This window comes from Dactylosporangium sucinum, assembly GCF_014647515.1.
GTDB lineage: Bacteria > Actinomycetota > Actinomycetes > Mycobacteriales > Micromonosporaceae > Dactylosporangium > Dactylosporangium sucinum.
In genome coordinates this window covers 17,763-41,394 of record NZ_BMPI01000071.1, presented here as the reverse complement: position 1 = coordinate 41,394, position 23,632 = coordinate 17,763, and the positions used below count along the sequence as shown (strand labels likewise).

Annotated in this window: 18 protein-coding genes; 11 read left to right on the top strand and 7 right to left on the bottom strand. The window is 70.5% G+C overall.

Translation table 11 applies throughout. From position 1 onward, the window contains the following. Positions 1–20: 20 nt before the first annotated feature. Complete coding sequence (locus IEZ31_RS45505) at positions 21–1,865, bottom strand: bifunctional metallophosphatase/5'-nucleotidase (protein WP_190256384.1); 1,845 nt, start codon at positions 1,863–1,865, stop codon at positions 21–23. A 209-nt stretch (positions 1,866–2,074) separates the two neighbouring features. Between IEZ31_RS45505 and IEZ31_RS45500 the strand changes: the two genes are divergently transcribed. The 3 genes from IEZ31_RS45500 (at position 2,075) to IEZ31_RS45490 (ending at position 5,491) form a co-directional block, all read left to right on the top strand. Then, positions 2,075–2,989 carry a glycoside hydrolase family 16 protein gene (locus IEZ31_RS45500; RefSeq protein WP_190256383.1) on the top strand — a complete coding sequence of 305 codons (915 nt, stop codon included), beginning with the start codon at positions 2,075–2,077 and terminating at the stop codon, positions 2,987–2,989. A gap of 172 nt (positions 2,990–3,161) precedes the next feature. Further along, positions 3,162–4,151, top strand: a complete 990-nt coding sequence (locus IEZ31_RS45495) for an NAD-dependent epimerase/dehydratase family protein (RefSeq protein WP_190256382.1) — start codon at positions 3,162–3,164, stop codon at positions 4,149–4,151. 416 nt (positions 4,152–4,567) lie between these two features. Beyond that, the gene (locus tag IEZ31_RS45490; protein WP_190256405.1) at positions 4,568–5,491 is read left to right on the top strand and encodes a sigma-70 family RNA polymerase sigma factor; all 924 of its coding nucleotides are present in this window, start codon (positions 4,568–4,570) and stop codon (positions 5,489–5,491) included. Positions 5,492–5,629: 138 nt separating this feature from the next. Here IEZ31_RS45490 and IEZ31_RS45485 read toward each other — a convergent pair whose 3' ends face one another. Further along, positions 5,630–6,409, bottom strand: coding sequence for a methyltransferase domain-containing protein (locus tag IEZ31_RS45485; protein WP_190256381.1), 780 nt, complete (start codon positions 6,407–6,409; stop codon positions 5,630–5,632). 64 nt (positions 6,410–6,473) lie between these two features. Continuing rightward, complete coding sequence (locus IEZ31_RS45480) at positions 6,474–7,370, bottom strand: C40 family peptidase (protein ID WP_190256380.1); 897 nt, start codon at positions 7,368–7,370, stop codon at positions 6,474–6,476. Positions 7,371–7,875: 505 nt separating this feature from the next. On the opposite strand from IEZ31_RS45480, the gene IEZ31_RS45475 reads away from it, so the two are divergent. The 7 genes from IEZ31_RS45475 (at position 7,876) to IEZ31_RS45445 (ending at position 18,975) form a co-directional block, all read left to right on the top strand. After that, positions 7,876–8,619: an ABC transporter ATP-binding protein gene (locus tag IEZ31_RS45475; RefSeq protein WP_229836861.1), complete on the top strand. Its 744-nt coding sequence runs from the start codon at positions 7,876–7,878 to the stop codon at positions 8,617–8,619. 10 nt (positions 8,620–8,629) lie between these two features. Then, a complete protein-coding gene (locus IEZ31_RS45470; RefSeq protein ID WP_190256378.1) occupies positions 8,630–9,436 on the top strand; it encodes an ABC transporter ATP-binding protein in 807 nt (268 codons plus the stop codon). Continuing rightward, positions 9,433–11,256, top strand: a complete 1,824-nt coding sequence (locus IEZ31_RS45465; RefSeq protein ID WP_190256377.1) for an AMP-dependent synthetase/ligase — start codon at positions 9,433–9,435, stop codon at positions 11,254–11,256. Before IEZ31_RS45470 ends, IEZ31_RS45465 begins: the two co-directional genes overlap by 4 nt. Continuing rightward, complete coding sequence (locus IEZ31_RS45460; protein WP_190256376.1) at positions 11,253–12,140, top strand: branched-chain amino acid ABC transporter permease; 888 nt, start codon at positions 11,253–11,255, stop codon at positions 12,138–12,140. The genes IEZ31_RS45465 and IEZ31_RS45460 overlap by 4 nt, the downstream gene beginning before the upstream one ends. Then, positions 12,137–13,237 (top strand): branched-chain amino acid ABC transporter permease, encoded by a 1,101-nt coding sequence (locus IEZ31_RS45455; protein WP_190256375.1) that lies wholly within the window; start codon positions 12,137–12,139, stop codon positions 13,235–13,237. The genes IEZ31_RS45460 and IEZ31_RS45455 overlap by 4 nt, the downstream gene beginning before the upstream one ends. A 45-nt stretch (positions 13,238–13,282) precedes the next feature. Beyond that, a complete protein-coding gene (locus tag IEZ31_RS45450; RefSeq protein WP_190256374.1) occupies positions 13,283–14,584 on the top strand; it encodes an ABC transporter substrate-binding protein in 1,302 nt (433 codons plus the stop codon). A 704-nt stretch (positions 14,585–15,288) separates the two neighbouring features. Next, positions 15,289–18,975 (top strand): NIDO-like domain-containing protein, encoded by a 3,687-nt coding sequence (locus tag IEZ31_RS45445; RefSeq protein ID WP_190256373.1) that lies wholly within the window; start codon positions 15,289–15,291, stop codon positions 18,973–18,975. Positions 18,976–19,075: 100 nt separating this feature from the next. On the opposite strand, the gene IEZ31_RS45440 is transcribed toward IEZ31_RS45445, so the two are convergent. The 3 genes from IEZ31_RS45440 to IEZ31_RS45430 all read right to left on the bottom strand — a co-directional run bounded on the left by IEZ31_RS45440 (position 19,076) and on the right by IEZ31_RS45430 (position 21,775). After that, the gene (locus tag IEZ31_RS45440; RefSeq protein WP_190256372.1) at positions 19,076–19,921 is read right to left on the bottom strand and encodes a DUF5753 domain-containing protein; all 846 of its coding nucleotides are present in this window, start codon (positions 19,919–19,921) and stop codon (positions 19,076–19,078) included. A 230-nt stretch (positions 19,922–20,151) separates the two neighbouring features. Beyond that, on the bottom strand, positions 20,152–20,778 hold the full coding sequence (locus IEZ31_RS45435; protein WP_190256371.1) for a hypothetical protein: 627 nt from the start codon (positions 20,776–20,778) through the stop codon (positions 20,152–20,154). 349 nt (positions 20,779–21,127) lie between these two features. After that, positions 21,128–21,775, bottom strand: a complete 648-nt coding sequence (locus tag IEZ31_RS45430; RefSeq protein ID WP_190256370.1) for a hypothetical protein — start codon at positions 21,773–21,775, stop codon at positions 21,128–21,130. A 100-nt stretch (positions 21,776–21,875) separates the two neighbouring features. Between IEZ31_RS45430 and IEZ31_RS45425 the strand changes: the two genes are divergently transcribed. Continuing rightward, positions 21,876–22,934, top strand: a complete 1,059-nt coding sequence (locus IEZ31_RS45425; protein WP_190256369.1) for an LLM class flavin-dependent oxidoreductase — start codon at positions 21,876–21,878, stop codon at positions 22,932–22,934. Here IEZ31_RS45425 and IEZ31_RS45420 read toward each other — a convergent pair. Continuing rightward, positions 22,903–23,616: a M50 family metallopeptidase gene (locus IEZ31_RS45420; protein WP_190256368.1), complete on the bottom strand. Its 714-nt coding sequence runs from the start codon at positions 23,614–23,616 to the stop codon at positions 22,903–22,905. The two genes, IEZ31_RS45425 and IEZ31_RS45420, sit on opposite strands and share 32 nt — an antisense overlap. Positions 23,617–23,632 lie beyond the last annotated feature (16 nt).

Below are 23,632 nucleotides of genomic sequence, written 5' to 3'. Positions count from 1 at the left end.
CCCGCCCACACGGTTGCTGATCAGGCGATACGCGTGATGCGGTTCTGCGGGCCGGGCGTGACCGGCGCCGCGCCGAGGTACGCGACGAGCGCGTCGACGTCGAAGCCGGGCGCGGTGACGCGACCGGTGCCCTTCGCCAGGTTGGTGAACCCGTCACCGCCGTTGGCGAGGAAGTCGTTCGTCGTCACCAGGTAGGTCGCCGCCGGGTCGATCGGCGTCCCGTTGAGCCGGATGTCGCTCACCTTCGAGCCGGCCGCGGCCGACGCGCTGTAGGTGTAGGTCAGGCCGGCCGACACCTGCAGGATGCGCTGGACCGTCTGCCCGCCGAAGCCGACGAACTGCTGCTCCAGCACGTCCTTGATCTGGGCGCCGGTGAACGACTGCGTCACGACCAGGTTGTTGAACGGCTGGACCGTGAAGCACTCGCCGTAGGTCACCTGACCCGGCGCCTCGCCGCCGGGCGAGTTGGCGTACGTGATCGCCGCCCGGATGCCGCCCGGGTTCATGAACGCGATCTGCGCGCCGGCCGACTTGGTGTAGGCCAGCTGCGCATCGGCGATCACGTCACCCATCGAGGACTCGCCGGCGGCGGTCGTCGACGTGGTGATGTCGGCGGTGATCGTGCCGACGACCTTGTTGGCGATCGGGGCGACCGCCGTGCGGTACTTGTCGGCGATCTTCTTGATCTTCGGGTCGACCAGGTCCGGGTTGCGGACCGGAACGCCGTTCTCGATCTTCCAGGTGCCGTCCGGGTTCTTCACGCCGTTCTCGACGATCACGTTCGTGGCCGACGCGTCGACGAACTTGCGCGTCTTCTTGTCGAGCGTGACGCGAACGTCGGTGACGAGCGTGCCGGCCGTGCCCGCGCTGGTCACCAGCGTGCTGGCGCCGGACGAGTTCGGCAGGTCACACGTGTAGAAGCGGTGGGTGTGGCCGGAGATCACGACGCCGTACGCCGGGTCGAGACCCTTGACGATGTCGGTGATCGGGCCGGCGAAGTTGGCGCAGCCGGACGGGTCCAGCGGCGCGGGCGGGCTGCTCTGCGCGCCACCCTCGTGGATCACGAGCACCATGGAGCGGATGCCGAGCCACTTGAGGATGGTGGAGTACTGGTTGGCCGTCTCGACCTCGTCCTTGAAGTCGACGGTCTTGATGCCGGCCGGGTTGACGATGCCGGGCGTGGCCTCGAGCGTCATGCCGACGTACGCGACCGGAACGCCCTCGTAGAACCGGATCGTGAACGGCAGCAGGACCGGCAGGCCGTTGGACTTGTTGGTGACGTTGGCGGCGAGGTACGGGAAGTTGGCCCCCGAGAACCCGTCGCCGTCCTGGCATCCGTCGACCGGGTGGCAGCCGCCGAACTGGATGCGCTTGAGCTCGGTGACGCCCTCGTCGAACTCGTGGTTGCCGACCGAAGAGATGTCGACACCCATCTTGTTGAGGACCTCGATCGCCGGCTCGTCGTGGAACGCGGCGCTGACCAGCGGCGAGGCGCCGATGCTGTCACCGGCGACGACCGTGTCGCTGTCGTGGACGCCCTCCTTGGCAGCGGCGTTGCGCAGCTTGGTCAGGTAGGTGCTGAGGTACTCGGCGCCGCCCGCGGGCGTGCCGTTGATGAGCCCGCCGCTGCCGGTCGGCGGGTCGATGTTGCCGTGGAAGTCGTTGAACCCGAGGATCTGGGCGGTGGTCGTCTTGCCCGTCTTCTGGGTGAACGACACCTTGGCCGGGGTGAGTGGCGTCCACCGATCGGTGCTCTCGGCGGTGCCGGTCTTGGCCAGGGGTAACAGGGCGACGACCGCGACGGCGAGAGCCGGCACCGCGAGGTGCTGAGCGAATCGCCAGCCGCGGGCGCGGGGCTGGGCCATAGGTTCTCCTTCGAGAAGGACGCATGCGTCGATCGCCATCCTTCCGTGATCGGCGATCCCGCGCGAGAAGCGGCGATCGACAGCTCCGTGTCCGCAGGGTTACAGCGAGGGTCGTTCGGCCGATCGTCGCCGCCTTTGCGCCGGTCGGACCGTCGATATCGACGATCTGCAACCCTGCGCATCCGCAAGGTATCCGGTAGGTTGCGAGCGTGTACCCCTCGGTGCTCGCCCGGGTGACGGCCCTCCTCGTGGTCGTCGTGTCCACCGCGGCGCCCGCCGTGCTCGTCGCGCCCGGCCCGGCCCGGGCCGGCGAACCGGTCGGCTGGACGCCGGTCTTCTCCGATTCGTTCGACGACGCGGGCACGCTGCCGCCGGGGTGCTCGGCCTACGAGGACGGCGCGTCGTTCCGCCGCGAGGCGGTCACCGTCTCCGACGGGCGGCTGCGGCTGGCCCTCCAGCGCCGCTCGAACGGCGCCCTCGTCGCCGGTGAGCTGCAGTGCCCGGGGGTCGCGCAGCAGTACGGCCGCTACGAGTTCCGCGCCCGCGTCCCGGTCGGCGCCGGCATCGAGTCGATGGTGCTGCTGCGGCCGGTGGACGGCACCGCCAGGGACCACGCGTCGGAGCTGTCGCTGATCACGACGGGCGGGCAGGACCAGGCCCTCGTGACCAACGGAGATGGCCGCGGTACCTCCACGAAGACGCTGACCGGCCACTTCCGTGACTGGCACGTGTACGTGATCGAGTGGGCGCCGTCAGGCTTCCGGGTGACCGTCGACGGCACCGAACGGCTGGCCGACCCCAGCGTCTCCACCGCACAGCGCTGGTTCGGCTTCGCGGTCACCGCCGGTGCGCGGACCGGCACCCCGCCCCCGTCGACGTCGCTGCCGGCCGAGTTCCAGATCGACTACCTGCGCGTCTGGGCCTTCACCCCGGTGTCCTCGGCGTCGCCGCCGTCCGCCGCGCCGTCCATTGTGGATGGCGGGCTGCGCCCGCCGGGCGGCCCCGGGCAGCGCTGGTCGGTGTGGCTGGCCGTCGCCGCGGCGGCGATGCTCGGGGTCGCGCTGCTCGCGCTGGTGATCCACAAGACCCGCCCGCACCGCCCCCCGTCGTCCCACCGCGCCTAGGCCCGCTGGCCCTAGGCGCGTCGATCTTGCAGTTGTGGTGCCTGACAAACCGGGGCATCGAGGGAGTGTCGCGGCACCACGACTGCAAGATCGGCGAGATGTTCGCCGTCGGCGGATTCGCCTGGCGTGAACACCGGGTGCGGCCGCCGCGCGCAGGGCCGAGGATCGGGCGATGAAGATCCTTGTTCTCGGGGGAACCGTGTTCCTCGGGCGGGCCGTCGCCCGTCAGGCCCGCGACGCCGGACACGAGGTCGTGTGCGCCGCCCGCGGCGAGTCCGGCGAGCCGGTCGAGGGCGTCGCGTTCGTCCGCGTCGACCGGGACCGGCCCGACGGGCTCGACGCGCTCGACGGCACCTTCGACGCGGTCGTCGACGTCGGCCGCAGGCCGAGCCACGTGCGGCACGCGGCCACGTCGCTGCGGGGCCGGGCCGGGCACTTCACGTTCGTGTCGAGCGGCTCGGTCTACGCCGACGCGGCGACGCCCGGCCAGACGGTGGCGACCGCCCCGGTCATGGCGCCGGCCGAGCCGGGCTTCGACGATCCGTCCGCCGACGCGGAGGCCTACGGCCGCTGCAAGGTCACGTGTGAACAGGTGGTTTCCGGCACATTTGGTACCGAAGCATCCTTCATCTGCCGGGCGGGCCTCATCGTCGGCCCGGAGGACCCGACGGGGCGGTTCGACTACTGGGTGCGACGCCACGCGCGCGGCGGGGAGATCCTCGCGCCGGGCACGCCCGACGAGCGCGTCCAGGTCGTCGACGTGCGCGATCTGGCCGGCTGGATCGTCCAGGCGGCCGAGCGCGGGCTGGCCGGCACGTTCGACGGGATCGGGTCGCCGGTCACCCGCCGGGAGTTCCACGCGGCGCTGGCGGAGGGGGCACCCTCGGTGCACGAGCTGACCTGGATCCCGCAGGAGTTCCTGGCCGCGCGCGAGGTGGCGCCCTGGTCCGGGCCGCGCTCGCTGCCGGTGTGGCTGCCGCTGCCGGAGTACGCCGGGTTCCTCACCAGGGACGACGGCCCCTCGATCGCGGCCGGGCTGCGGACCCGTCCACTGGCCGAGACTGTGGCCGATACACGTTCGGGGCTGCGTGACGAACCGCACAGAATCGGGCTGACCGAGGAGGAGGAAGCCGAGCTGTTGCGGGAATGGCACGCTCGGTAGGTGGTGGGCGTCGTCATCCGGTCGGCATATCGACAGCTCACGAGGCTCGTCGATTTCTCATCCTTCAGCGCGTTTTGCCTGTCGCCGGCCCGACTGTTGCCGATGAACACCGGTGATCCCGGTCCCAGCTGCCGCCGTTCCCAGGGAACTCACAGCGAGTTTAGGCGTCTGACGGGCAGGAATACCACGTATCACTTGTTGCAACCGAAGCGAACCGGAGCAGCCTCCAGAGCGTCTAGGTAAGTGGTGCAACTCTCAGGGGTCGTCACCGAATCGCCCCTGAGGGCGGAATTCGGAAGGCCATCTGACTGTTGTGTAGGGGGCATACCCGGGGGGCACCCGTTTTAGCAGGGTGAAACGGGGAAGGCGAAGGATGGACGGGGAGGGGCCCGAAGGTGGAGAACGTGAAAGTGGAGATGCGACCCGACACCGGTGCCGAGGAGCGGGACCTTGTCGGCGTGTACCTGCATGAGATCTCCCGCACGCCGCTGCTCGACGCCGCTTCTGAGGTCGAGCTGTCCAAGGCGGTCGAGGCCGGGCTCTACGCGGAGCACCTGCTGGAGTCCGATCAGCTTCCCGACGGCGTGACCGTCGCCGAGCTGCAGCGGCTGGTCGCCGAGGGCGAGCGCGCGAAGGACCGGTTCATCCGGGCCAACCTGCGGCTGGTGGTCTCGATCGCCCGTCGCTACGTGCGGTCCGGCATGCCGATGCTCGACCTGATCCAGGAGGGCAACACCGGCCTCGTGCGGGCGGTCGAGAAGTTCGACTACGTGCGCGGTTACAAGTTCTCGACGTACGCGACGTGGTGGATCCGCCAGGCGATCAGCCGCGCGATCGCGCAGCAGGAGCGCACCGTCCGGCTGCCGGTCCACCTCGTGGAGGACGTCAACCGGATGCGCAACGTGGCGCGTCAGCTCACCCGCGAGCTGGGCAACGAGCCGGAGCCGGAGCAGCTGGCCACCGCGCTCGGCGTGCCGGTCGAGCGGGTGCACGAGCTCATGCGGTGGTCGCAGGACACCGTTTCGCTGGACACCCCCGTGGGTGACGACGGCGACACCAACCTGGGTGACCTGGTGGCCGACTCCGACGCCCCGTCGCCGGAGGACGTCGTGCTGGCCGCCCTGGAGCGCCAGCGGATCGAGGGCCTGCTCAACCACCTGGACGACCGCTCGGCGGGCATCATGCGTGCTCGCTACGGTCTGGAGGACGGGCGGGAGCACTCGCTGACCGAGGTGGCGACCCGCTTCTCGCTGTCCCGCGAGCGCATCCGCCAGCTGGAGATCCAGGCCCTGGGCCGGCTCCGCGAGCTGGCCCGCGCCGAGGGCCTCCAGGCCGCGTAACCCCCACACCGACAACTCGAAGGCCCCGGCCGGGTTCCCTGGCCGGGGCCTTTGCCGTGCGCGCCCATGGTTGTGGGAACGGCATGGCTGCCCGGGCAACCAGCTGTTTCGCCACGATCATGGGCAGCCGGCCGCCCGTCAGGGGCGGTGGGCCACCACGAACAGGCGCGGGAACGGCAGGATCGTGCCGAACTCGCGGCGCGGGTAGGCCGCCCGCAGGGTCGCGCCCACCTCGGCGCGGAAGTCGGCCAGGTCCGTGCCGGAGAGCGCGTCGAAGTACGGCCGCAGGCCCGTCCCGCTGAACCACTCCAGCACCGGGTCCTCGCCCGGCAGCACGTGGTGGTACGTCGTCTCCCAGGCGTCGACCGAGAGGCCGGCCGCCGAGAGGAGCGCGATGTACTCCGCCGCCGACAGCACCGGGCTGCTCGACCGCGGCCCCGTGGCGCCCAGCGCCGACGAGAACAGCGGAGCCCACCGCGGCGACGACGCCACCTGCTCGATGGCCGCCACGCTGCCGGTCGGCACCTGGAACGCCAGCGTGCCGCCGTCGTCGAGCGCTGCCGCCAGCAACGGCAGCAGCCGGTCATGATCGCCGACCCACTGCAGCGACGCGTTCGCCACGATGACGTCCACCGATCCCCGGGCCGGGTGCCAGGATGCGATGTCGCCGAGCTGGAAGCGCAGCTGCGGCGTCGCCAGCGCGGCGGCGGCCGCGATCATGTCGGGGGAGGAGTCGACGCCGAGCACCGCCGCATCCGGGTAGCGGGCGGCGAGCGTCGCCGTCATCGTCCCCGGGCCGCAGCCCAGGTCGACGACCGCGACCGCCGATCGGGTCGGGATTCGGGCCACCAGCTCGTGGAAGGGGCGGGCCCGCTCGTCGGCGAACCGGCGGTACTGCTGGGGATCCCACGAACTCATGCGCTCAATGATGAAGGGCCGCCCCGCGCACAGGCGGAGCGGCCCCATCAAGCAGCGACGGGTGTCAGGCTCTGACGCGCCCGTAGCCGTAGATCTTGTTGCCCATGTCGACTTTGGCGCGGGTCACCGTGCGGCCGCTCGTCGGCGCGTGGATGACCTCGTTGCCGCCGATGTAGATGGCGACGTGACCCAGGCTGTTGTAGAACACCAGGTCGCCCGGCGCCAGGTCGGAGCGCGAGATGTGCGCCACCTTGCTCCACTGCTGCGCGGCGCTGTGCGGCAGGCTCACGCCGGCCTGCTTCCAGGCCATCATCGTGAGGCCCGAGCAGTCGAACGCGTCCGGACCGGCGGCGCCGAACTTGTAGGGGTCGCCGATCTGGTTGTAGGCGTACGTGACCGCGAGGCCGGCCTTGCCCGACACCGCGGGCGGTGGGCCCTTCTGGACCGGCGGCTTGTTGACCTTCTTCTTGAGCTGGTCGAGCTTGGCCATGTCCGTCTCGAGGGACTTCTTCTTCGCCTCGATCTCGGTCTTCTGGGCCGTCTGCGTGGCGAGCGTCGCGTTGAGGTTCGCCTTCGCGGTCTTCAGGTCGTTGAGCGTGCGCTGCTGCCGGCGCGCGATCTCGTCCAGCGTGCCCATCTGGTCGACCAGCGAGTCGGACGAGGAGGCGCGCAGCAGGACCGAGATGTTGCGCAGGTGGCTGCCCGTCTTGAACGACTCGATCGCGATGGTCTGCGCGTTGGCGGTGGCCGTCGTGAGGTCCGTCTCCAGGCTGGCCACCTTGGCCTGTGAGTCGGCGAGCGAGATGTTCATCTGGTTCCACTGCTCGACCACCGCCTCGAGCTCCTCGCCCTGCTTCTGCAGCTGGGCCTCGATCTCGGCGGCGGTCGGATCGGCGTGCGCTACCGTCGCCGGCGCCATCACGATGAGTGACGCGGCACCGGCCAACAGGGTCCGCAGCACCGATCGACGAACACGGTGTCCAGTGGACAACGAAGGACCCTTCCAGCACCTGCCGCCGACCGGGTCAGCTCACGGGTCCGGGCGGGAAAAGTGCGCCCGACCGCGATCCCGCGGATCGATGCGCGCCAGTGCGCGACAGCCCGATTCGGCGGCGCTTGCCCGGCGCCGCCCCGGTTGGGCGACGGACTGCCGTGCAGGCCAGGAGCCAACCTATCGGCCGCGACGAGATCGCGAAACCCGCCAGTCCACATCGACCGACATTAACCTAAAAGTCCGGATTACCACCGGTCAAGAGTCCACATCGGACGGTTATATCGACTTGGCCAACAGTGTTGACGGACACACATTTGGGGCTTGATTCTGCTCTGAGAACAGGTTAAATACACGTAACTTCATACACCGACGATGCAAAAAGTTTGGCCCACATGCCCACCCCCGGAGCACCCCCCGGAGGAGCCGCCCAGTGTTACGGGTCCAGAACCTTGAGGTCGTCTACGACGACGTGATGTTGGTCCTGCGCGGCGTCAGCCTCGCCGTTCCCCCAGGCCGGATCGTCGCGCTGCTCGGTGCGAACGGGGCCGGCAAGACCACCCTGCTGCGGGCCCTCTCCGGCCTGCTCGACGTGCACGACGGCGCGGTCACCAAGGGCGCCGTCACGCTCGACGACCGACCGATCCACCGCCTCCGCCCGTCCGCCATCGTGCGTCGGGGCGTGACCCAGGTCATGGAGGGCCGGCGGACGTTCGCCGAGCTGACCGTCGAGGAGAACCTGCGCCTCGGCGCCCACACCCGGCGGCGCGGCCGGGCCGAGGCGCTGGAGCGGATGTACGCGCTGTTCCCGGTGCTCCAACAGCGCCGCGGCAGCATCGCCGGCTACCTCTCCGGCGGTGAGCAGCAGATGCTCGCCATGGGCCGCGCGCTCATGTCCGAGCCGAAGTACCTGCTGCTCGACGAGCCGAGCCTCGGCCTCGCCCCGCGCATGGTGGAGCAGGTCCGCGACCTGATCGTCGAGATCAACCGCGGCGGCACCAGCGTGCTGCTGGTCGAGCAGAACGCCACGATGGCGCTGTCCATCGCCGAGCACGGATACGTGCTGGAGAACGGCAAGGTCGTGCTCGACAAGCCGGCCGCCGAGCTGCTCGCCGACGAGGACATCCGCGAGTTCTACCTGGGGCTGCGCACCGAGGGCAGCACGAAGACCTTCCGCGACGTGAAGCACTACAAGCGCCGCAAGCGCTGGCTGTCATAGGGGGACCCAGATGACCCAGGTCCAGACCCCGCCGGCGCAGGCGCGCACCGCGCCGGCCGTGCTCAGCTTCGACGACGTCCACCTGAGCTTCGCGGGCGTCAAGGCGGTCAACGGCGTCTCCTTCACCGTCGGCCGCAACGAGCTCTTCGCCGTGATCGGCCCGAACGGTGCGGGCAAGACGTCCATCTTCAACGTGATCTCCGGGGTGTACCGCCCGCAACGGGGCCGGGTGACGCTGGACGAGCGGGAGATCACCGGCATGCGGCCGGACCGCGTCGCCACGCTCGGCGTGGCCCGGACGTTCCAGAACGTGGAGCTCTTCCAGCACCTCACGGTGGTGGAGAACCTCATGCTCGGCCGGCATCACCACATCAGGTACGGCACGCTCGCCGCGATCGCCTGGCTGGGCCGCGCCCGCCGGGAGGAGATCGCCAACCGGGCCGTCGTCGAGGACATCGTCGACTTCCTGGAGCTCGCCCAGTGGCGCCGGCTGCCGGTCGGCCTGCTGCCCTACGGCGTGCAGAAGCGGGTCGAGCTCGGCCGGGCCCTCGCCATGGAGCCCAAGCTGCTGCTGCTCGACGAGCCGGTCGCCGGGATGAACCTGGAGGAGACCGAGGACATGGCCCGCTACATCCTCGACATCCGCGAGGAGATGTCGATCCCGATGATCCTCGTCGAGCACGACATGGGGCTCGTCATGGACCTCGCCGACCGGGTGCTCGTCGTCGACTTCGGCACGCCGATCGCGCTCGGCACCCCCAAGGAGGTCCAGCACCACCCGGACGTCCTGCGCGCGTACCTCGGGGAGGCGAAATGACCATCGCGACCCTCGTGCGCGACCGCGCCAAGGCCGTGCCGTCGGCCGTGGCCATGCGCGAGAAGCAGCGCGGCATCTGGCAGGAGATCACCTGGGGCGAGTACTGGGACACGGCCGAGACGGTCGCCCACGCCCTGCTGGCGCTGGGCATCGAGCCCGGCGACCGGGTCGCGATCCAGTCGGAGAACCGGCCCGAGTGGCTGTTCGTCGACGTCGCCGCCGTCGCCGTGCGCGGCTCGACGGTCGGGCTCTACCCGACCAACCCGGCCGACGAGGTGCGGTACCTGCTCGGGCACTCCGGCGCGCGGGTCCTGTTCGCCGAGGACCAGGAGCAGGTCGACAAGGTGCTGGAGGTCATCGACGACTGCCCCGCCCTGGAACGCATCGTGTTCGTCGAGCCGCGGGGGATCCTGCACCGGTACGACCACCCAAAGCTCATCGCCTGGAAGGACCTGCTCGCGCTGGGCACCGGCCACCGGGCCGAGCACGCGGACGCGGTCGCCGAGCGGATGGCGGCGTCGACGCCGGCCGACGTGGCCACGCTGGTCTACACGTCCGGCACGACCGGGCGCCCCAAGGGCGCGATGCTCACCGTCGCCAACGTCGACTTCGCCATCGACACGCTCGTCGCCGGGGGCGGGTTCGCCTCGCCACCGCCCGGGCCGCGCGACCTCACGCTGTCGTACCTGCCGCTGTGCCACGTCGCGGAGCGGGTCTTCACGGTGTGGTTCAACGCCGCCTCGGCGGTCATCGTGCACTTCGGCGAGTCGATCGCGACCGTGCAGGCGGATCTCCGGGAGGTACAGCCGACGATCCTCTTCGGCGTACCGCGCATCTGGGAGAAGATGCTCGCCGGCGTCACCGTCCGGCTGTCCGGCGCGTCCCGGTTCAAGCGGGCCAACGCGCGGCTCTGGCTCAGGGTCGCCGACCGGATCGGCTCGACGCTCGCCGCGAACGGCGGCCGGCACACCGCCGGCAGCCGCGCGCTCTACGCGGTCGGGTGGCTGCTGTGCTACCGGGCGCTGCGCGAGCGCATCGGCGTGCGCCGGGTCCGCTACGCCGCCAGCGGCGCCGCGCCGATCGCGCCCGACGTCCTGAAGTTCTTCATGGGCATCGGCGTGCCGATGCACGAGCTCTACGGGATGACCGAGAACACCGCGGTGGCCACCGGCAACCGGCCGGGCCGGGTGAAGGTCGGCACGGTGGGGGAGGCCCAGGACGGGGTCGAGATCCGCATCGCCGACGACGGCGAGATCCAGACCCGCCACCCGGGGACCTTCGCAGGGTACTTCGACGACCCCGGCGCCACCGCGAACGCGATGACGCCGGACGGCTGGCTGCGCACCGGCGACGTCGGCGAGCTCGTCGACGGCACGCATCTGCGGATCACCGACCGGGCGAAGGACATCATCATCACCTCCGGCGGCAAGAACGTCGCGCCGAGCGAGATCGAGAACGCGCTCAAGGCGTCGCCGTACGTCAAGGAGGCGATCGTCGTCGGCGACCGCCGCGCGTACCTCGCCGCCCTCGTCGGCATCGAGCTCGACACGGTCGGCGAGTGGGCCCAGCGGCAGGGCCTCGGCTACACGACCTACCGCGACCTGAGCGGCAAGCCCGAGGTCGTCGCCCTGATCCAGCGGGTCGTGGACGACGTCAACGCCAAGCACAACCCGGTGGAGCAGGTGAAGACGTTCCGCATGCTGCCCAAGGAACTCGACCACGAGGACGGTGAGTTGACCGCCACCCAGAAGGTCAAGCGGGGCTCGATCGCGACGCTGTTCGCGGAGCTCGTCGACGACATGTACCGGAGCAAGGCGTGAAGGACGTCGTCGAGAGCATCCTGCGGGGCATCGGCACGGGCAGCGTCTACGCGCTGCTGGGGCTCGGCTTCGTCATCATCTACAAGGCGACCCGGGTCATCTCGTTCGCCCAGCCGGCGTTCATGCTGGCCGGCGCGGTCCTGGTCACCTACCTGGTGAAGCCGCTCGGGTTCTTCGTCGCGCTGGCCGTGGCCTCGGTGGTCACCGGCGCGCTGGCGCTGGGCATCGAGCGGGTCGCGGTGCGGCCGATGGTCGGCCGGCCGGTGTTCACCGTCGCCATCATCACGCTCGGCATCGACATCGCGGTCCGGGTCGTCGTCAACGCCCTCATCGGGCTCGACGTGCGGCACGTCGGCGACCCGTGGGGGCTGGACACCTGGAAGCTGCCCGGCGGCATCCTCATCGAGCAGCGGCACGTCGCCATGGTGGTCACGACCGCGATCCTCATCGCCGGGCTGTTCCTGTTCTTCCGGTACACCCGCACCGGCCTCGCGATGCGGGCCGCCTCCTACGACCAGGAGGCCGCGCTCGCCCAAGGCGTCAGCGTCGGCGCGGTGTTCGCGCTGTCGTGGGCGCTGGCCGGCGCGCTCGCCGCGGTCGCCGGCACGTTCGCCGCGGTCGGCGGCAGCGTCAGCGAGTCGCTGTGGCTCGTCGCGCTGACCGCGCTGCCGGTGATCATCCTCGGCGGCCTCGACTCCCTGCCCGGCGCCGTCGTCGGCGGGCTGGTCGTCGGCGTGGTCCAGGAGATCACCGCCACCTACCAGGGCGACTTCCCCTGGCTGGGCGGCAACGTCTCGGTCGTCACGCCGTACGTCGTGATGCTGCTGATCCTGCTCGTGCGCCCCTACGGCCTGTTCGGCACCCGGGAGGTCGAAAGGGTATGAGGAACCGCCCGCTGCTGCGCACCTCCTACGCCCAGGAGGTCGCGCTCCTCGACACGACCAGCAAGCGCGTCGCCGTCGGCGGCCTGCTGGTGGTCGCCTTCGCCCTGCCCTGGCTGGTGCAGGACGAACTGCTCCAGCTGCTCGGCGTCGCCTGCGTCACCGCGGTCGGCGCGATCGGGCTCAACATCGTCACCGGCCTGGCCGGGCAGGTGTCGCTCGGGCACGCCTTCTTCCTGGCGATCGGCGCCTACACGGCGGCCGCCGTGGCCGGCGACCCGGAGGGCCGCACGATCGGCTTCGGCGTCACCGAGGTGCTGGTCTGGCTGCCCGCTGCCGGGCTCGCGGCGGCGCTCGCCGGCGTCCTGGTGGCCCCGCTCGCCACCCGGCTGCGCGGCCTCTACCTGGCGATCGTCACGCTCGGTCTGGTCTTCATCGGCGCGCACGTGATCAACGAGTGGTCGGAGCTGACCGGCGGCCCCGGCGTCGGCCGGCAGCCCCCGGCGCCGTCGCTGCTGGGCTACGACCTCAACACCACGGATGCGTTCCTCACCCGGGATCAGAAGTTGTACCTCCTGATGCTCGTGCTGCTGGTCCTCGCGGCTCTCACGGCGCGCAACCTGGCGCGTTCGCGAGTGGGCCGGGCCTTCACCGCGATCCGCGACCGCGACATCGCGGCCGGCGTGATCGGGGTGAACCTGGCCAGGTACAAGACGGTGGCCTTCGGGGTGTCGTCGTTCTACGCCGGCTGTGCCGGTGCGCTGCTGTACGTCGGGGCGGGCTACTTCGACCCGACCTCCTTCAACCTGCTGCTGTCGGTGCAGTACATCGCCATGATCCTCATCGGCGGTGCGGGCACCGTGAGCGGCGCCGTCCTGGGCGCCTTCCTGATCACGCTGCTGCCGCGGCTGACCCGGGAGGTCCCGTCGTTCCTTCCGTTCATCAGCAACTCCCCCGTGGAGTCGCCGAATGCCTATCAGCTGGAGACCGTCCTCTACGGCGTGCTGATCATCGTGTTCCTGATCTTCGAGCCACGCGGTCTCTTCGGCATCTGGATACGGCTCCGCAACTACTGGAAGGCCTGGCCGTTCTCGTACTGACCTGACCCACCCCTACTCCCGACACCCCTGAGAAGGAGCTCCTCAATGAAGAGGTTGGGTGCCCTCACCCTGGCCGCGGTGCTCGCCATCGGCGGGCTCACGGCCTGCCGCGGCGGCGACACCGAGAATGACTCGTCGTCGTCCGGCGGACCGAAGGTCGACGTCGGCATCACCAAGGAACCGTGCCCCAAGTCCGAGCACAAGGACCGCGGCTGCATCTACCTCGGCATCATCTCCGACCTGACCGTCGGCCCGTTCAAGGCGCTCGCCGTGCCGATCACCGAGGCGCAGAAGGCGTTCTGGAAGCGGGTCAACACCCAGGGCGGCATCGGCGGCTACGACGTCGACGCCGAGACCTACGTGCGGGACAACAAGTACAACCCGCAGACCCACAACGAGGTCTACCAGGAGATCAAGGGCAAGGTGCTGGCCCTCGCGCAGAGCCTCGGCTCCCCGACGACGGCCGCGATCCTCGGCGACATGAAGGCGAACAACGTGCTCGCCGCCCCCGCGGCGTGGACGTCCGCCTACGCGTTCGAGGACAACATCCTCGAATCCGGCGCCAACTACTGCATCGAGTCGATGAACGCCGTCGACTACGCGAACGAGACCTTCAAGCCCAAGACGGTCATGGCCGTCCACCTGGCCGGCGACTACGGCGACGACGCCGCGGCCGGCGCGAAGATCGCGGCCGAGAAGCTCGGCCTGAAGTTCATCGACGTCAAGACCGACTCCGGCACCGACAAGCAGGCCGGCGCGGTCACCGCGATCGTGACCCAGAAGCCCGACCTGGTCATCGTCACCGCCGGCCCGGCCGACGTCGCGGCCATCGTCGGCGGCTCCGCCCAGCGCGGCTTCACCGGCAAGTTCATCGGCACCAGCCCGACCTGGAACCCGGGCCTGCTCCAGTCGCCGGCCGCCCCGGCGCTGAAGGCCCTGTACCTCCAGTCGTCGCCGTGGAAGACGTTCTCCACCGACTCGCCCGGCCACAAGGCGATGCGCGAGGCGCTCGGCTCGTCGATCACCCCGAACGACGGCTACACCTCGGGCTGGGTCTGGTCGTACCCGCTGCTGGCCGCGCTCAAGAAGGCCCAGGCCGACGGCGACCTGACCCGGGCCGGCCTGGTCAAGGCGGCGAAGTCGCTGACCAAGGTCGACTACGAGGGCATGCTCCCCGACGGCGCCGGCAACTACGCGGGCGGCACGGACGGCATCTTCCGCCAGTCGCTCATCTACAACCCCGCGGCCGGCAACGGCACGACGGACGTTCCCCTGGTCAAGGACTACTTCACGGGCCCGACGGCAAAGGACTACAAGCTGGACAAGCCCTGCTACGAGAAGCTGTAACCCCGCCGACCGGTTCGTCCGCCTAGTCCCGGCCTCGTGGTCCGGGCCTGGCCCCAAGCCTCGTGGTCCGGGCCTGGCCCCAGCCTCGTGGTCCGCGATCTTGGAGTTGTGGTCCCCACTTTGTCCGTCTATTTCGGACAAATACGGGACCACAACTCCAAGATCGCGCTCTTGTGGGGCGCGGGCGTGGCGCGTGGCGTGGGGCGCGGCACGGCGTAGGGCGCGGGCCGGGATGCGGTGGGGTGCTGGCGTGGCGTTGGGCGGGATGCGGCGGGTCGGGGCCCGTGGCGTTGGGCGGGGTGCGGCACGGCGTGGGGCGCGGACTGGGATGCGGTGGCGTGGCGTGGCGTAGGGCGGGGTGCGGCGCGGGGCCATGGCGTGGGCGCGGCGGGGCGGGGCGGGCGGAGCCACGGGGCGGGGGCGCGGGGCGGGCGCAGCGGGAGTGGGGCGGGGGGACGGTCTGGGTGAGCGCTCGGCGGCCGAGCGGGGATGCCGCCCAGCCGCGCGATGATGCCCATGTCGGTCGATCGGACCGTCTTTCCGCGAATGACGTCCAATGTGGACCCTTTCGGGGTGGATCATCCTGATCATGGTCGGGAACGCGACAGTTCCTCACGTCGGTACCGGCCGGTAGGCTGGCGCAATTTCAGCGGGTGCAGGGGAACCCCCGCTGGCTCCTCCTCATCCTCCGGAGAGGACGGTCCATGTCGACACGTCGACGAACCGTGCGCGCTTTCCTGGCCGCCGCCCTCATGGCCAGCATCTTCGTGCCGATCGCCGGTGGGCAGCCGGCCGCCGCCGGGACGTTGCCCAGCGGTTTCCAGGAGCAGACCGTCTACAGCGGGCTGACCAACCCGACGAACATCGAGTTCTCGCCCGACGGCCGCGTCTTCGTCGCCGAGAAGCGCGGGATCATCAAGGTCTTCGACAGCCTGTCCGACCCTACCCCGGACATCTTTGCCGACCTGCGCACCAACGTGCACGACCAGTGGGACCGAGGCCTGCTCGGCATGGCGCTGGCGCCCGGCTTCCCCACCAACCCGTGGGTCTACGTCCTGTACACGTACGACGCGGTGCCCGGCGGCACGGCGCCGCGCTGGAACGACGTCTGCGCCGACGCCAACAACGGTACGTGCATCGTGACCGGGCGGCTGTCCCGCCTGCAGGCCAACGGTAACCAGATGACCGGCAGCGAGCAGGTCCTCATCACCGACTGGTGCCAGCAGTTCCCGAGCCACTCGATCGGCGACCTGCACTTCGGGGCCGACGGCGCGCTCTACGCCTCCGCCGGTGACGGCGCCAGCTTCAGCGCCACCGACTACGGTCAGTTCGCCGGCAACCCGTGCGGCGACCCGCCGGGCGGCACGATGAGCCCGCCGACGGCCGAGGGTGGCGCGCTGCGCTCCCAGGACGTGCGGACCACCGGCGACCCGACGCAGCTCAACGGCACGATCATCCGCATCGACCCGAACACGGGCGCGGCCATGCCGAACAACCCCTACGCCGCCTCGGCCGACGCCAACGCGCGGCGCATCGTCGCCTACGGCATGCGCAACCCGTTCCGGTTCACCATGCGCCCCGGCACCAACGAGGTGTGGAGCGGCGAGGTCGGCTGGAACACCTACGAGGAGATCAACCGGGTGGCCAACCCGACCGGGACGCCGGTCGGCAACTACGGCTGGCCGTGCATCGAGGGCCCGGCGGCCCAGGGCGGCTACGACGGCGCGAACCTCAACCTGTGCGAGCCGATGTACGGCGCGAACCCGTCGGTCCCGAACGTCCAGCCGTACTACTCCTGGAACCACAACGCCAAGGTCGTCGCGAACGAGTCGTGCCCGAGCGGCGGCTCCTCGTCGTCGGGTGTCGCGTTCTACCCGGACAGCGGCCCCTACCCGGCCGCCTACCGGGGCGCGCTGTTCTTCTCCGACTACAGCCGCGACTGCATCTGGGCGATGATGCCGGGCAGCAACGGCCTGCCGAACAGCGCCAACATCATCACCTTCGACGCCGGCGCGGCGAACCCCGTCGACCTGGCCATCGGCCCGGGCAACGAGCTCTACTACGTCGACCTCAACGGCACGGTGCGGCGCATCCGGTACTACAACGGCAACCAGCCGCCGGTCGCCGCCATCACCACGGACCGCACGTCCGGCGGCTCCCCGCTGACCGTGAACTTCGACGGCTCGACGTCCGACGACGCCGACCCGGCCGACCAGGGCCTGCTGCAGTACCAGTGGGACTTCACCAACGACGGCACGTTCGACACCGGCGCGCCGTCGACGAACCCGAAGGCCACCTACACCTACACCAACCCCGGCACGTACACGGCCCGCCTGCGGGTCACCGACACGCTCGGCGCCACGAACGACAAGACGGTGACCATCACCGCCGGCAACGACGCGCCGACGGCGTTCATCGACACCCCGGCGAGCACGCTCACGTGGGCGGTCGGCAACTCGATCAGCTTCACCGGCCACGCCACCGACCCGCAGCAGGGCACCCTGCCGGCGTCGGCGCTGAGCTGGACGATCATCCTGCACCACTGCTCGTCGCCGGGCGTGTGCCACGAGCACCCGATGCAGACCCTCAACGGCGTCGCGAGCGGCACGCTCACCGCGCCCGACCACGAGTACCCGTCGTACCTCGAGTTCCGGATGACGGCGACCGACGCGGGCGGGCTGACCAGCACCGCCACGGTCAACGTGGAGCCGAGGACGGTCGACCTCACGTTCGCCTCCAACCCGGCCGGCCTCCAGCTGACCGTGGGCGCGACGAGCGGCGTGGCGCCGTTCACCCGCACCGTGATCCAGGGCTCGACGAACACGGTCAGCGCGCCGACCCCGCAGAGCCTGTTGAACGTGCCGCACACGTTCACCGGCTGGTCGGACGGCGGTGCGCAGACCCACGTGGTGACGGCGCCGACGACCGACCGCACGTACACGGCGACCTACGCGGCCTCGTGCTCGGACAGTTTCGGGTACACGTGCTCGGCCTCGCCGCGCACGTTCGTCCCGGCCGACGGCACGGTGCTGCCGCTGACCGGCGACGACAACCTGACCCAGGTCACCCTGCCGTTCGGCTTCAAGTTCTACGGCACGACCTACACCTCGGCCTGGGTCGACACCAACGGCCGGCTGAGCTTCGCCAACCAGGGCGTCTCGGCGACCGAGCACGGTGCGATCCCGTCGGCCGCGCTGCCGAACTCGACGGTGTACGCCTACTGGTCGGACCTGGTCGTCGACGGCTCGGCGAGCGTGCGGACGGCCGTGCTGGGCACCGCGCCCAACCGGCAGTTCGTCGTCGAGTGGCGCAACGCCTACCAGTACGGCTTCACCTCGCGCCGGCTCGACGTCGAGGCGATCCTGTTCGAGAACGGTGACGTCGTGACCAACTACGGCGGCATCGACAACACCGCGGAGGCGGGCGCGTCGGCCACGGTCGGCATCGAGAACGCCGCCGGGACCGTCGGCATCCAGTACTCGAACAACACCTCGGCCCTGCAGAACGGCATCGCGGTGCTGTTCAAGTCGCCGGGTGGCGGGTCCGAGCCGCCGCCGGTGACGGGCACGGTCACCGGCACCGTCACCAACCAGGGCACCGGAACGGCGGTGTCGGGCGCGACGGTCACACTGAGTCCCGGTGGTACCTCCACCACGACCGCCGCGAACGGGCAGTACACCTTCACCAACGTGGCGGCGGGGTCCTACACCGTCAGCGCGTCGGTTGGGTCCGGCGGCGCCTGTGGCGGTGGCGGGGCGAGCGCGCCGGTGACGGTGAGCTCCGGCACGTCGACCGTGAACCTGGCCCTCACGCAGGGCGCCGACGCGTTCGGCTACACCTGCGCCGACGGCACCCGGGCGTTCATCGACGCCGCCACGCCGCTCACCCTGACCGGTGACGACAGCATCGTCCAGGTGACGACGCCCTTCCCGGTCAAGTTGTACGGCCAGACGTACAACTCCGCCTGGGTCGACACCAACGGCAAGATCAGTTTTGTCAACCCGGGCGCGGCGAACGCCGACCACACGACCCTGCCGACGACCGCGGCGCCGAACGCCACGGCCTACCCGTTCTGGTCGGACCTGGTCGTCGACGGCTCGTCCAGCGTGCGGACCGGCGTGACCGGCACCGCTCCGAGCCGGGCGTACGTGGTCGAGTGGCGCAACGTGTTCATCTACGGCAACACGTCGCGCCGGCTGACCTTCGAGGCGGTCTTCTACGAGAACGGCGACATCGCGTTCGCGTACAAGGATCTCGACAACGCCTTCGAGCAGGGCAGCAACGCGACGGTCGGCATCGAGAACGCCGCCGGTACGATCGCGTACCAGTACTCGAACAACCAACCCACACTGCAGAGCGGGAAGGGCGTGCTCTTCCACCCGCCCGCGTGACGGGTCGCCGCCCGGCTGGCTCCGGCCGGCCGGGTGGCGCCTCCCCAGCTTCGACGTTGGTCGATGACCCGTGGGTGCATCGACCAACGTCTGTCCGAAGTCAGCCGCGCTTTAACTCGCCCGCGACCTGGCGCATGAAGTCGATAGAGGCGTCGTGCGCCAGGGCGCGCTCCGAGATCCGCCGCAGAATCTCCCGGTGGCTCGACACCACCTCGGGCTCCTCCACGAGCAGCCCCTGCCGGTAGAGGATGGCGTCGTCGGCGCCGAACTCCAGCAGGGTGAAGTCGCCGTCCCAGCCGGAGTGGTACCCGGCGTTGAGCGGCATGATCCGCACGTCCGCGTACGGGCGCTGGGCGAACTCGATGGCGTGCTCGATCTGGTCCACGAGCAGCGCCTCGTCGTGCGGCACCGGCTGGCGGCGCAGCACCGACTCGTCCAGCACGGTCAGAATGCTCGGCGGCTGTTCGCGACCGAGCAGCTCCTCCTGCCGCCGCATCCGGAACTCCACCCGCCGCTCGACCACCGGCGACTCGACCTCGTCGTCCACCGTGCTCGTAGCGGCCGCGTACCGCCTGGTCTGCATGAGCGCCGGGAACATGACCGGGGCGAACTCGCCCACGGCCACGGCCTCGGCCTCGAAGCCCACGTAGGTGAGCAGCTGCATCGGCAGGCTCGCCCGGTACTCGTCCCACCACATCCGCCGCTTCGCGGCGCGGGCGAGTTCGAGCAGGTCGTCGACCATCTTGCTGTCGTGGACGCGGTAGTAGGCCAGGAGGCTGCGCAGGTCGCTCACCGAGATGGCCACGGTGCCGTTCTCGATGCGGATGAGTTTGGACAGCGACCACTCCATCTCGGCGGCCACCAGGTCCTGGGTCAGCTCACGCTCGCGCCTGAGTCGCCGCAGCTCGGCCCGGAGGCGGCGCTTGCCCACGATAGGCCCGCTCATGGTCCATCACCCCAATCGCGTACAAATGGCATCGCCCCGGTCGAGGGCTCCGCGTTTCTACCCGATTTGCGGCAGATGCACCCAGTGCTTTTCGATCAGCGTGGCGCGTGTGCGGCCAGGAAGATCTTGGCCATCGCGCCGGCCGGACCGCCCGGGTCGTTCGAGGCGGCAGCCCGGCCGCCGGTGACCTGCGCCATCGCCGTGAGCGTGGTCGTGCCGGCACCCGCGCTCTACCCGATCGCGAACACCAGCACCGGCCGGGCCGGGTCGCGTACGGCGGCCTCGCCTTCGGCGCCGGTCGCCGCGTGCTGCGCGGCCAGCCGGAGGCCGACCAGCACGCCGGCGGCGACCGCGAGGGCGACGATGATCACCCCGACCGCGACCCACCAGGCGGTGGCGGAGGCGCGCTGCTTCGGAGCCGGCACGCGCTGCCGCGGCAGGTGCTCGGGAATCTGCGCCGGCGGAGGTGGGGGCATGACCTCCGCCGGCGCGATCGCGAACTCCTCGTCCTCGAATGCGTCGTCGTCCCGGTCCGGCGTCGCCCAGGGGGAGGGGCGAGCCGTCCATTCCGACGCGCGCGCGTAGTAGACCGGTGCCTCGATCGGGTGCGCCTCGTGCGGCTCGGCCAGGGTCGGCGGGTGGTGCGTCCCCTGCTCGGGCCGGCTCGGTGCGGCCGGTGTCGCCGGAGCGTTCGACGCCGTCGGGGCCCACGGGGAGGGGGCGACGGGGTGAGTCGGCTGCCCGGGTGGTCCGGTCCGCTCGGATCGGGGGCGTGGCACCTCACGCGGGGGCGGGACGTAGATCCCGTCTTCCGTGTGGCCGTCGTCATGACGCCGCTGATGCCGGCCCTCGGTCATGGCATCCCTTTCTCTCTTTCGCGAGGCCGCTACGTTGCGCGAGGACGGGGAAGCGCGCTGCGGTCAACCTAGCATCGGTCGCGTTCGAATACTGACCGGAGAGCGACTCGATGATCACGGATTGCTGTTCAGTATCTGGCGACTGCGGCAAATCCGACGAATTCGCTCAGGTGTCCGCACGCCCGGCGCGGCGGACCGATGATCGATGGCGACTTCTGGTCGTCATGGCAGCCGAATCTCTCCAACGATCATGAAGCCGGGCCGGGCGCGGTGGGGTGGGCACCCCAGCGGAGGCGGGCTCGACGGCCGGGAGAGGCGTCGAGCCCGCCTCCGCTGGGGGTGGATGCGGTTATGCCGTGGTGGCCCACATGGCGGAGAAGGCGGCCGCCTCGCCCGCGAGCCAGCGCTCGACCTCCTCCGGCTTGCCGGCCGGGTCGGGGCGCAGGATCTCGCCGCGGCGGAGGTCGACCAGGACCGGGGTGGCGTTGGGCAGGATCAGGTCCATGTGGCGGGCCATCAGGTGCAGGGTGGCGACGGCGGCCTCGTCCTGGGGCGGGTCCTCGTCGAAGTGCAGGCGGACCGCCTCGCCGCGGCCGTCCGCATAGCGCAGGCCGAAGTGCGGGTTGATCTTCACCGGCAGGTTGCCGAGCATCGTCAGGGTGTCGCGGGCCTGGGTGACCTCGACCGGGGTCTCGATCGACTCCAGGTAGCGCAGCGCCCCCGGGACGACCGACTCGTAGAGCGGCTTCCAGCGGGCGTTGACCTGGTCGACGACGGCGTTGAGGTATGTGCCGCCGGTGCGGAACTGGATGTCGGCCTTCAGGGCCTTGACGAGCTGCCCGTGCGGGTTGAAGCCGGAGCCGGACTCGCGCTGCCGGCGCAGGCCGCCGACGAAGCTGGCCTTGCGCGGGCCGGTGCGGCCGACGTAGCGGGTGAAACTCAGCAGCGTCGCGTAAGGGACGGCACCGGATTCGGTCGTGGTGACGGGGGCGGTCACGGGCGCTCTCCTCCCAGGTCAAGAGCAACTTTCGTACATACATTCTAATCGAACCGCGCCACGATTCCCACCCACTAAGAAGGTAGGTAAGGTGGGCTTCATGAGCGCATACCACTGGTTCCTGCCGACGACCGGTGACGGTGATCAGGTCGGTGCGGCGACCGTCACCGCCGGGGCGGCCCGGCACGAGCGGCCGCCGACGGTTGCATACCTGTCGGAGGTCGCGCGGGCCGCCGAGCGGGCCGGGTTCGAGGCCGCCCTTACGCCGGTCGGCGCGGGCTGCCTGGACCCCCTGGTCATGTGTACCGCGATCGCGCAGCACACGACCACGCTCAAGCTGCTGGTCGCGTTCCGGGCCGGCTTCACGCTCCCGACGCTGCTCGCCCAGCAGGCCGAGGCGTTCCAGTGGATCTCCGGCAACCGGCTCGCCCTCAACGTCGTGACGGGCGGCGACCCGGTGGAGCAGCGCGCGTACGGTGACTTCACCGACCACGGCGGGCGCTATGCGCGGACCGACGAGTATCTGCAGATCCTGCGAAAGACGTGGGCGGGGGAGCCGTTCGACTTCGCGGGCGAGCACTACCGCGTCGAGGGCGGCGGGCTCGCGAAGCCGCTGGAGCACGTCCCGCCCATCTACTTCGGCGGAGCGTCACCCGCGGCCGAGGACGTCGCCGCCCGGCACGCCGACGTGTATCTCCTGTGGGGCGAGCCGGTGGAAGCCGTCAGGGAGCGCATCGAGCGCATGCGCGCCAAGAACCCGAGCCTGAGCTACGGCCTGCGGATTCATGTGATCGTGCGGGACGACGCCGACCAGGCGTGGGCGGAGGCCGACCGGTTGCTCAAGGGCATGGACCCGGACCGGATCGCGGCCGCCCAGCAGCGGTTCCGGCGGATGGACTCGGTGGGGCAGGCGCGGATGACCGCGCTCAACGCCGGCCGGGACCTGGTCATCGGGCCGAACCTCTGGGCCGGCATCGGGCTGGTGCGCGAGGGCGCCGGCACGGCCCTCGTCGGCAGCCCCGACGAGATCCGGGCGCGGCTGGCCGAGTACGAGGCGGCCGGGGTCGACGAGTTCATCCTGTCCGGCTGGCCGCACCTGGAGGAGGCGGAGCGGGTCGGTCAGGTGCTCACAGCAAGTCGTGCACCGGTCCCAGCATGAGCCGCACGCCGAACGCGAGCGAGCCGAGCGCGACCAGCACGAAGAACGTGACGTAGATGATGGCCGGGACGCGGGTCAGGCGGGCGATCTGGTCCGCGTCCGAGTTCGGCGCCTGGCGGCGGAAGCGCGACTGCTGCAGCTCGAAGACCGCGCGGACGCCGCCGAGCAGCATGAACCACGCGAAGGCGTAGGCGAACGCGCCCTGGATCTGCGACGAGGCGTACCACGACACGACGAACACGATCGCGCCCGCCACGACGATCGAGATCACGCCGTAGACGTTGCGGATCATGATTAGCATCAGCGCCAGCAGTACCAGCAAGATCCATAGCAGGACGGTCAACCGGCCGACGCCCAGGATGGCCGCCGCGGCGAGCCCCAGCAGGGACGGCGTGATGTAGCCGGCCAGGCCGGTCGCCACCATGCCGAGGCCGGTCGGCTTGCCGCGGGACAGGGTCAGGCCGGACGTGTCGGAGTGCAGCCGGATGCCGGAGAGCCGGCGGCCGCTGAGCACGGCGGCCAGCGCGTGGCCGCCCTCGTGCGCGATCGTCACGAAGTTGCGCATGACCTGCCAGAGGGGGCGGACCAGGACCGCGACCAGCGCGAGAACGGCGGTCGCGATCACCACCTCCCGGCTCGGGGACGGCTGCCGGGCGAATGCGTCGTTCAACACGTCGAACACGAATGCAGAGCCTGCC